Source organism: Streptomyces sp. NPDC127114 (assembly GCF_042677525.1).
Lineage (GTDB): Bacteria > Actinomycetota > Actinomycetes > Streptomycetales > Streptomycetaceae > Streptomyces.
In genome coordinates this window covers 26,802-33,688 of sequence record NZ_JBHXTJ010000064.1, presented here as the reverse complement: position 1 = coordinate 33,688, position 6,887 = coordinate 26,802, and the positions used below count along the sequence as shown (strand labels likewise).

Annotated in this window: 5 protein-coding genes; 3 read left to right on the top strand and 2 right to left on the bottom strand. The window is 73.6% G+C overall.

The genetic code is table 11. From position 1 onward, the window contains the following. Positions 1–42: 42 nt before the first annotated feature. Together ACFVGS_RS35385 and ACFVGS_RS35380 are read right to left on the bottom strand one after the other, a co-directional pair. On the bottom strand, positions 43–1,182 hold the full coding sequence (locus ACFVGS_RS35385; protein WP_385696371.1) for an alpha/beta hydrolase family protein: 1,140 nt from the start codon (positions 1,180–1,182) through the stop codon (positions 43–45). Between the two features lie 124 nt (positions 1,183–1,306). Then, positions 1,307–2,689 carry a PHB depolymerase family esterase gene (locus tag ACFVGS_RS35380; protein WP_385696368.1) on the bottom strand — a complete coding sequence of 461 codons (1,383 nt, stop codon included), beginning with the start codon at positions 2,687–2,689 and terminating at the stop codon, positions 1,307–1,309. Positions 2,690–3,261: 572 nt separating this feature from the next. On the opposite strand from ACFVGS_RS35380, the gene ACFVGS_RS35375 reads away from it, so the two are divergent. The 3 genes from ACFVGS_RS35375 (at position 3,262) to ACFVGS_RS35365 (ending at position 6,620) form a co-directional block, all read left to right on the top strand. Then, the gene (locus tag ACFVGS_RS35375; RefSeq protein WP_385696366.1) at positions 3,262–4,713 is read left to right on the top strand and encodes a tannase/feruloyl esterase family alpha/beta hydrolase; all 1,452 of its coding nucleotides are present in this window, start codon (positions 3,262–3,264) and stop codon (positions 4,711–4,713) included. Positions 4,714–4,851: 138 nt separating this feature from the next. Then, positions 4,852–5,757, top strand: a complete 906-nt coding sequence (locus ACFVGS_RS35370) for a universal stress protein (protein ID WP_384408389.1) — start codon at positions 4,852–4,854, stop codon at positions 5,755–5,757. Beyond that, entirely contained in the window at positions 5,754–6,620 is an 867-nt protein-coding gene (locus tag ACFVGS_RS35365; protein WP_385696362.1) for a universal stress protein, read from the top strand. The genes ACFVGS_RS35370 and ACFVGS_RS35365 overlap by 4 nt, the downstream gene beginning before the upstream one ends. The last annotated feature ends 267 nt before the right edge of the window (positions 6,621–6,887 follow it).

Below are 6,887 nucleotides of genomic sequence, written 5' to 3'. Positions count from 1 at the left end.
CCCCTCCGGAGGGACGCGGGCCGACGGCTGTGCGGGAGCAGGCTACGGCGACACGAAGCCGACCTCGGGGAAGGCGGGAGCGGGCTCGTCGAGCAGTGGGCTCGGGACACCCCGTAGCTGCAGGTCGAGGAAGGCACCGGCATAGGTACGGGTGATCTCGGTGGCGCGCTCACCCGAGACGGTGCCGAACATCGCGGGGACCAGGTGGGGAGGGATGACCTTGGTCAGGTCGACGTGTTCGTACAGCCAGTGGGCGTCGCTGAAGGACATGTGTCCCGCGGTGGGCACGCTGAGCCAGCGCTTCCAGGCGGCGAAGCCGCTCCAGCGGTCGGCCCAGTTGGGCGCCGGCGTCCCTCCGGCGGTAGGCCACTGGGCACCCATCAGCAGCACCGGCTTCGTCAGCGGTCCGGGGGACGGTGTGACGAACGTGCCTTCCATGTTGACGGCGGCGGTGACCCGCCGGTCCTCGCCCGCGACCTCGACGGCGCTCGACCCTCCGATGCCGTGGCCGACGACGGCGATCCGGCAGGGGTCGACCGGGAACGCGGAGCCGGGCCCGGTCAGCCGGCCGAGGAGGAAGCGGATGTCCTTCACACGACTGCGGACGACGTCGGGGCCGCCCTGACCGGTGCAGTTCAGGCAGGGCGTCAGCCGGCCGCCGGGGAACTCGACGACCGCTTCGTAGGTGTGGTCGACCGCGGCCACCAGGTAGCCCTTCGACGCGAGGTCCTCCGCCAGCGCGGTCTGGGAGACCCTGCTCATGCCGAAGCCGGGCGACAGGACGACCAGGGGCCGCCGGCCGGGCAGCGGCGCCGCGTCGAGGGTCGCGTGGGTGCGGACGTCGGCGAGGGCCTCCGTGCCGAAGGCGGCCGCGGACAACTGCGGGGACATGAAGGGGGCCTCGCGGCCCGAGGGCCGGAGGGCCGGGTACCAGACGGTGACCATCAACTCCCGGAAGGCGGTGTCCGGCTTCCAGGGGTCGGGGCGTGAGGTGTCCTTGAGGTGGAGCAACCGGGTGCCGACCGGACGGTCGCCCGTCGGTGCCGGCAGTGCGGGACCCGTGGTGCCGGTCCGGGCGTGCGGCGGAGCGGGAGCCGCGGACGCGGCCGGAGCACCGGCCACCACGAGCAGCCCCAGGAGACCCGCCACAGTGGCGGCAAGGCGTATTAATCGTTGCGACATGCCTCCACGCTACAAGCAAATGGGCGATCGCCCACCTCGTTTACGGGCCGACGCCCAGGACGCCGTTCCCGGACCGCATCAACCCCCTCCGAGGTGGTGGTTGTCGGCTCCTCGCCGTCGGCGGTCAGGGCGAGCAGCCGGAGTCGGCGACCACGTAGTAGCCGGGAGACGTCTGCTTCAGGGTGTGGGTGGTGAAGGTGTTCCACAGCCCCATGGCCTGCCCGGATCCCCTGGCGTACGTGTATCCGCCGCTCTGGGAGGCGCGTCCGGCGGCGGTGTGGTCGTAGTTGCTCGCCGTGTGGCACGTGGGCGTGTACCCGGTGGTGGTCGCCGTCACCGGGGCGGACGCGGCGCCCGCCCGGCCGGCCGCGTCGACGGCCGCCACGGTGTAGCCGTACGCCGTCCCCGTCGCCAGGCCCGTGTCGGTGAACGAGGCGGCCGTGGTGGTGCCCGCCTTGGCGCCGCCGCGGTAGACCTCGTACGAGGCCGCGCCGGCGACAGCGTTCCAGCGCAGGGCGACGGTGGTGTCCGTGGTCGCGCTCACCGTGAGGCCCGTGGGCGCGGGCAGGGTGCCCGGGGTCTCACCGCCGCCCGCGCCGTCGAGTCCCCAGAAGCGGGCGGTGTGGTAGCTGGAGCAGACGGTGTCGAGGTAGTAGGTGCCGGCGGTGCCGCACTGCTCCGTGCCGCTGCCCGGGTCGACGGCCAGACCGTGCTTCATGCCGGAGACGGAGTAGACCTGCACCGCGGGCTTGCCCGCGGGGTCGTCGTAGACGCTCAGGGTGGTGCCGCCGCCCAGGTTCTCGGTGCGCGACGGCGTCTGGCCGATGCCCCAGACGTTCGTCCACTGGTCGCGCAGCTCGGCAGCGTTGGCGGGTACGACGGTGGTGTCCGCGGTTCCCTGCCAGATCGCCACGCGGGGCCAGGAGCGGGTTCCGGCGGGCGCGGCGGAGCGCACGAGGTCGCCCCACTGGGCGGGCGTCCTGTCCGGCGGGCCGTACATGCAGGTGTACGCCGCGGACACGCTGGTCGCGCAGGAGGCGGGCAGGCCCGAGTCGACGGCGCCGCCGGCGAAGACGTCGGGATAGGCGGCGAGCAGGTTCGCGGTCATGCCGCCGCCCGCGGACAGACCGGTGACGTAGACGCGCCCGCTGTCGCTGCCGTACTGCGCGACGGCCTTGTCGACCATCTGCCGGATCGACAGTGCCTCGCCCTGACCGCGGGCGCTGTCGCCCGGCTCGAACCAGTTGAAGCAGGAGTTGGCGTTGTTGGCGCTGCCGGTCTGGGGGAAGACCAGGGCGAAACCGTAGCGGTCGGCGAACTTCGGCCACCCCGAGTTCGCGTAGTAGTCGCCGGCGCTCTGCGTGCAGCCGTGCAGGGCGACCACGAGCGGCGCACCGGTGGGCAGGCCGTCGGGCACGTACGCGTACATGGAGAGGTTGCCGGGGTTGGAGCCGAAGCCGGTGACCTGGGTCAGACCCGCTGCGGAGGCCTGGGGAGCGGTGGCCACGAGACCGGCGGTGAGGACCAGCGCGCCCGCGGCGGCGGTGAGCCACCGGCGGACGCCTCCCGGAAGGCGGCGGCTCTTCGGAGAACGGGAAAGTGCCGGGGAACGGAAGAGTGCGGGGGAGCGGAAGAGTGCCGGAGAACGGAAATGTGTCGAGGAACAGGACGTGAAGTGCGGCTCTTTCATGACGACTGACTCCTGTGACTCCTGTGACTCCTGTGACTCATGACGAGACGGACACGCCGGGCCATGGGGATGCCGGGCCCGGACGTCGATGTGGCGTGAATCATCGGGTCGCCTCCGCCGTCGATGACATGGGCCGGTCAGCCAGGGTTGGCCGAACCCGTGTGTGACGGACATCCATGGCTCGGCGCTTACTCCCGCGTGTATGTGACCAGTTGGGGGCCGCACGTCCTCTGCCGGTCATTGCACCGCGTGGCCGCCCCGCGAGAAACCGCGGCATGGTGGCCTGCCCCATGAGCAGGCACCGGACCGTATGACACGGAGCCATGTTCCGGACAGGTCGGGCGCCATAGCCTCCCGCGCATCCCTGCACACGATCTCGGAGGCAACCGATGCGTCTCTCCCGTGGCTCCGCACCACGCTTCTGGCAACGAGGTGTGCCGGCCGTTCTGGCCCTGGCCGCACTCGCCTTCACCACCCCGGCCGCGACGGCGACCCCGGTGGCGACGGCCACGCCCGTCGGCCGGGACGCCGGCTGCGCGCATCCGTCCGGCCTGCGCGTACCGGGTGCCGAGTACCAGCGGTCGGCCTGTCTCGACGAGCTCACGACCGCCGGAACCGTCGCCTCCGGCCACACCGACCCGGCCGACTGGGCCGGTCTGACGCCGAAGGACCTGGCCGTCCCCAGCGGAGTGCCGGGCATCCAGATCGACGGCTACTTCCCCGACACCTCCGCCACCAACACCAACCACGGCTGGCAGCACGACGCCCAGTTCGTCATCCGCCTGCCCGACCGGTGGAACGGCGGCCTGGTCGTGGCGGGCACCCCCGGCAACCGCGAGCAGTACGCCAACGACCGGGCCGTCGCCGACTGGGTGCTGGCCCGCGGCTACGCGTACGCCGCCACCGACAAGGGCAACACCGGTCTCGCCTTCCACCGCGACGGCAAGGCGCCGGGCGACGCCATCGCCGAGTGGAACGACCGCGTCACCGAACTGACCAGGGCGGCCCGCGTCACGGTCGCGCAGCGCTACCACCGCCCGCCCTCGCGGACTCTGGTGACCGGGATGTCCAACGGCGGGTACCTGGTGCGCTGGCAGCTGGAGAACCACCCCGAGCTCTACGACGGGGGCGTCGACTGGGAGGGCACGCTGTGGCGCGCCGACGGCCCGACGCTGCTGGACTTCCTGCCGAAGGCCCTGCGCGCCTATCCCGTGTACGCCGCGGGTGGCGACGGCGCGGCAGAGGCGGCGCGGGACCTGCACGCGGCCGGCTTCCCGACCGGGTCGGAGTTCCTCTGGCCGTACCACCACAAGGTCTACTGGGACCTGACCCAGCGCATCTACCGTGAGGAACTCGACCCCGGTTTCGACGGCGCCGTCGAGGCCGGCACCCCGTTCTGCGCGTCGGGCACGCCGGCCTGCGACACCGACTACGACTACGCGGCACGCCCCGCCGAGGTCAGGCGGGCCGTCGGGAAGATCGCCCTCACCGGACGGATCGGCAAGCCGCTGATCACGGTGCACGGCACGCTGGACGCCCTGCTCCCGATCGGCCGGGACTCCGACGTCTACGCCCGCATGGTGCGTGAGGCCGGCCGTGGCCCGCTGCACCGCTACTACCGGATCGAGGGCGGCACCCACACCGACGCCCTGTTCGACACCTTCCCCGACAAGCTCCGCCCGCTCACGCCCTGCCACCGCAGCGCCTTCACCGCGCTCGAACGCTGGGTCGGGCAGGGCGGCCGGCCGCCGGCCTCCCGTACCGTCCCCCTGCCCGCGGGGGCGGATCCCGCGACGCTCCTGACCGACTGCTCCCTCGGCGGCCGGGACCACCTCGACTAGCGATCACGTCGGACCAGCTCACCCGAGGTCGGGAGGGGGGACCGGCCGGGCCAGGGCCGGGGCCGAACGGCCCATCCCCGGCCGGGGCCTCGATGGCAGTCTGAAAGGAGACCCTGGGGGCACCGCCGAGGAGGAGCCATGGGCAGCGAGAGCCCCGCCAGGCCGCGGCTCGGAGCCGTCGTCGTCGGCGTCGACGGCTCCCCCTCGGCGAGGACGGCCGCGCTGTGGGCGGCCGCGGAGGCGGAACACCGCGGCAGCCCGCTCCACCTCGTGCACGCCGCCGACACCGACCGGCGCGCCTACTGGACCGACGCCGAGACGATCCAGGCCGTCCGCGAGGCGGGCCGGGACCTGCTGATCTCGACGGCCGACGCGGTCCACGAGCGCTTCCCCGGGCTCACCGTCACCAGGGAACTCAGCCGCCAGGAGCCGGTCGCCGGTCTCCGGGCGGCGGCCGGGGGCCGGGGAACGATCGTGGTGGGCAGCCGGGGGCTCGGCGGCTTCTCCGCCCTCATGCTCGGTTCCGTGGGTCTCGGCGCGGCGGCCCGCGCGGAGGTGCCCGTGATCGTCGTCCGCGGAGCGGGCGAGCGGCCCGGGACCGGCACGGTGACCGCGGCCGTGCGGGACGCCGGCGACCTGGACTGGCTGCTGCTCGCCGCCGCCGAGGCCGAGGCCCGCAAGGCGTCCCTCCGCCTCGTCAGCGTCTGGAACGTGCTCACCCACGTCGGCGGCGTCGCCACCATGCTCGACGACCTCGACGCGGTCGCCCGGCGGCGCGTGCGCGAGACGAAGGCCCTCGCCGACCGCGTACGGGAGCGGCATCCCCGGCTGGTCGTCGGGCACCGTGTGGAGACGGGCACGACCACGCCGGGGACCCTCGTCGAGACGAGCCGCCGCACCGACCTGATGGTGATGGGCCGCGGCCGCCGGCCGCTCGGCGTCGGACCGGCCCTGGGCCGCGTCGCCCACGCCCTGATCCACCACGCCCACTGCCCGGTGGAGATCGTCCCGTCCGTCTTCGTGACGAAGGGCGAGGAGCCATGAGCGACGTCCTGGCCGGCGTCGACCCCCGCGAGCTGTCCGTCCCCGCCCTGGTCTGGGCCGCCGACGAGGCCGTACGCAGAGGGGTACGGCTGCGCCTGGTCGTCGCCGTCCCGCCGGTCCACCACCGGCTCCGGTACGACGCGCTCGCCCACCGGAGCTCCCTGCGCATCCGCGCGGAGTCGGCGCTCGCCAACGCACAGGACCTCGTACGCGCGTTGCACGAGGGACTGTGGACCGTCACCGAGCTCGTCGACGGAGCACCCGCCACCGTGCTGGGCGAACGGACGCGGGGCGTCGCCCTCGCCGTGCTGGGCTCGCGGCACCTGGGCAGGCTCGCCGAGGTCTTCGGCGAGGGCTCGGTGGCCGTACCGCTGGCCGCGCGCGCCGACTGTCCGGTCGTCGTCATCGGCGAACCGGAACACACGGCCGCCCGTCCGCCGCTGATCGTGGTCGGCGTGGACGGCAGCCCGGACTGCCGTGCCGCGATCGCCTTCGCGGCGGCGGAGGCGAGCCTGCGCGAGGCACGGCTCCTGGCGGTCTGGGTGTGGCCCCGCCCGCTCCGCTCCCACGAGGACGGGGCCCAGGGCCTGACCGAACGCCGCCGGCTGCTCGCCGCGTCGGTCGCCGACTGCGCCCGGCGCCACCCCGACGTCGCCGTCGAGCAACAGGTCGTGCGCGGGCACCCCGTCGAGGAGCTCGTCCGCGCCTCCCGTGACGCCCTCGCGGTCGTCGTCGGCCGGCGGGGCCGGGGCGGCTTCGCCGGCATGCGGCTCGGCTCCACGGTCCACGGACTGCTGCACCACGCCGACTGCCCCGTGATCACCGTTCCCCTGCCCAGGGGCGGGTACGAAGACCGCCCCTAGGCCGTCTCTTCCGGATCTTGGCCGGGTCCGCGACGCCTGGCACGGCACCTCGCCGCGTTGCCGAAACGCCCCGATAGCTCCTTCCCCAAGCTCTCGGCTTCGCTCGAGCAGGGGAGACCCCATTCGCGACGCTCCGGCGCCTTGCGATGCTTCCCCTCGGCCCTGGCGGGCCTGGGGAGACCCCATGCACCAGACGCCGCGGCCTATCCGGCCCTGATCCGAAAGAAACGGCCTAGCCCGGGCGGGGCGGAGTTCGTCAGGAGCGGG